Raw genomic sequence first — 3,186 nt, forward strand, 5'->3', positions numbered from 1 at the left:
CGCGCCGATCAGGGCCCGCCGCCCGGCGTTGTAGGCGTCCGAGAGCAGGTCGGCGAGCGGCACCTCGGCGGCGTCGCCGTACCAGGCCTCGCGGTCGGCCATGGCGAGCTTGCAGCCCTCGATCAGCAGGTGGACGTAGTCGGCGGAGCCCGGGGCGGGCAGCTCGGGCGGGAGCAGGGCGAGCTGCTGGAGCAGCACCGGGCCCTGGCTCCAGGGGCCGGCCTTGCACACGGTCCAGCCGTTCCAGTCGTACGTCACCGGTGTCTCGTAGTGGGCGGACCAGCCGGCCAGGTCGGCCTCGGTGAGGGTGCCGGTGTGCCGTTCGCCGCTGGTGTCCATGGTGGGCCGGCGGGACTGCCGTACCAGGGCCTCGGCGATGAAGCCGGAGCGCCACACCTCGCGCGCGGCGTCGATCCGCGCCTCCCGGTCGCCCGCGTGCGCGGTCTCGGCCAGCAGCCGCTTCCAGGTGGCGGCGAGCGCGGGGTTGCGCAGCAGCGTCCCGGTCCGGGGCGGCCGGCCGCCGGGCAGGTACACCTCGGCCGACGACGTCCACTCGGTCTCGAACAGCCGCCGTACGCTCGCCACGGTCGCGCCGACGTTCTCCACGGGCGCGTGCCCGTGCTCGGCGTAGCCGATGGCGTACTTCAGGACGTCGTCCAGGGGCTTGGTGCCGTGGTCGCGCAGCAGGAGCAGCCAGGCGTCGAAGGCACCGGGCACGGCGGCGGCGAGCGGTCCGGTGCCCGGTACGAGGTCCAGTCCGAGGTCCCGGTAGTGGGCCGGGGTGGCGCCGGCCGGGGCCACGCCCTGTCCGCACAGCACGCGGACGGCGCCGCCCGCCGGGGCGAGCAGGACCGGGACCTCGCCGGCCGGCCCGTTCAGGTGGGGTTCCACGACGTGCAGCACGAACGCGCCGGCCACGGCCGCGTCGAAGGCGTTGCCGCCGTCCTCCAGGACCGCCATCGCCGACTGGGAGGCCAGCCAGTGCGTGGAGGAGACCATGCCGAAGGTGCCTTGAAGGGTGGGTCGGGTCGTGAACCGCATCTCTCACCTCGGTGTGCGCGCGCCGGCCGGCTGCCCGGGAACAGCTGTCGTGACCGAAGCTGCCCCGCCGTGCGGCCGGCTACGCGGCCCGGGCGCGGTCTCTGCCGGATGGGCAAGGCGGACCCCGGGTGTACGTGCCGGACGCGCCCGGCAGGATCGGGGGGTGACGGCGCTGCCTGAGGTGACGCCCCGGGAACACCCCGGACGGGCCGGACGTTGATCCCGTGCGGCAGCAACGAAAGGCCAAGGCAGTGCACGGTGAGTACAAGGTGCCCGGCGGCAAGCTCGTCGTCGTGGATGTGGACGTCGAGGAGGGCGTGCTGCGGCACGTGCGCGTGGCGGGCGACTTCTTCCTGGAACCGGACGAGGCGCTGGACGCGGTGAACGGCGCCCTGGAGGGCGCTCCCGCGGACACCGACGCGGCGGGGCTGGCCGCGCGCGTCGAGGCGGCGCTGCCCGCGGGGACGGTGATGTACGGCCTGACCTCGGAGGGCGTGGGCATCGCGGTGCGCCGGGCGCTCGCCCGGGCCACGGACTGGACCGACTACGACTGGCAGCTGATCCACGAGGCCCCGCAGCCGCCGGCCCTGCACATGGCGCTGGACGAGGTGCTGACCGCCGAGGTGGTCGCGGGCCGGCGGCCGCCGACGCTGCGGGTGTGGGAGTGGGGCTCCCCGGCGGTGATCATCGGCAGCTTCCAGTCGCTGCGCAACGAGGTCGACCCGGACGGCGCCGCCCGGCACGGCGTCGAGGTGGTGCGGCGCATCTCCGGCGGCGGCGCGATGTTCGTCGAGCCCGGCAACACGATCACCTACTCGCTGTCGGTGCCCGAGTCCCTGGTGCAGGGCCTGTCCTTCCAGGACAGCTACGCCTATCTGGACGACTGGGTGCTGGGCGCCCTCGGCGACCTCGGCATCCGGGCCTGGTACCAGCCGCTGAACGACATCGCCACCGACCAGGGCAAGATCGCGGGAGCGGCGCAGAAGCGGATGGTCGGGCCCGGCGGGGGTCCGGGTGCCGTGCTGCACCACGTGACGATGTCGTACGACATCGATGCCGACAAGATGGTCGAAGTGCTGCGGATCGGGCGGGAGAAGCTGTCCGACAAGGGGACGAAGAGCGCGAAGAAGCGGGTCGATCCGCTGCGCCGGCAGACCGGGCTGCCGCGAGAGGCCGTCATCGAGCGGATGATCGAGTCCTTCCGCGCGCGCTACGGCCTGTCCGAGGGCAAGGTCACCGACGAGGAGATGGCGCGGGCGGAGGAACTGGCCCGCACGAAGTTCGGCTCACCGGAGTGGACGGCGCGCGTGCCGTAGCCGGCGGCGGTCCGCGAGTCGGGAAAGGGGCGGCAACCAGGGCACATTACGGGCGGATCGGTACGTCGTGATCGTGGCCCGTGACCGGGTGGGTACGCGCCGCGTTGGCACTTCCGCCCCACGGACAGTCATGTGACACTGTCGTACCCCGTCCGCCCTCGCGGACCCCTCCACCCCTTCTCCCCCACCAGAAGTGTGCCCGTGCGTTCCCTCCCCCTTCCGCTCGCCCTCACCGCGCGTCTGTCGCCGGTCGCGGTGCTCGCCTGCGCCGGCTGGCTGCTGTCCTCCGGCCCCGCCGCCCCGCCCGCCGCCGGGCAGCAGACGGCCCGGATCCCGCCCGCCGGAACCTCCGCCGCCCCGTCCGCCACCGCGGCGGCCCCCACGTACACCACCGCGCCCGCCCCCTGCTCCGCCGTCCCCGCCGCCACCCTGAAGTCCCTGGTGCCGGGCGCCGCGCCGGCCGGCAAGGAGATACCCTCCACGGACACCGGGCGGCGCCGCACCTGTTCCTGGAACGCGCTGCACGGCTACGACTACCGCTGGCTGGACGTGTCCTTCGAGATCGGCGAGTCGGACCAGGAGGCGGAGAAGGAGTACGGGCAGCGGCTGGCGGAGAAGAGCGGCGGCGGGGCCGTGCCCGGGCTCGGCTCCGCCGCGTACTCCGTCGTCGGCCTCACCACGGAGGACAAGCAGCAGACCCGCGAGGGCGTGGTGCTGGTCCGCGTCGCCAACGCCCTCGTCGTCGTCACCTACAGCGGCAGCGACTTCGAGACCGGCAAGGCGCCGACGGCGGACGAGATCAACAAGGGCGCCATCAAGGCGGCGAAGT

3 protein-coding genes are annotated in these 3,186 nt (G+C 73.9%); 2 read left to right on the top strand and 1 reads right to left on the bottom strand.

All coding sequences use genetic code 11. From position 1 onward, the window contains the following. The coding region (locus H5J33_RS28740; protein ID WP_181797744.1) for a gamma-glutamyltransferase at positions 1–1,041 on the bottom strand (1,041 nt) is incomplete at its 3' end. Between the two features lie 251 nt (positions 1,042–1,292). Between H5J33_RS28740 and H5J33_RS28745 the strand changes: the two genes are divergently transcribed. Beyond that, positions 1,293–2,357 carry a biotin/lipoate A/B protein ligase family protein gene (locus tag H5J33_RS28745; RefSeq protein ID WP_181797746.1) on the top strand — a complete coding sequence of 355 codons (1,065 nt, stop codon included), beginning with the start codon at positions 1,293–1,295 and terminating at the stop codon, positions 2,355–2,357. A 201-nt stretch (positions 2,358–2,558) separates the two neighbouring features. After that, on the top strand, positions 2,559–3,186 hold a 628-nt coding region (locus H5J33_RS28750), incomplete at its 3' end, for a hypothetical protein (protein ID WP_181797745.1).

This window comes from Streptomyces sp. WELS2 (assembly GCF_013870595.1).
Taxonomy (GTDB): Bacteria; Actinomycetota; Actinomycetes; order Streptomycetales; family Streptomycetaceae; genus Streptomyces.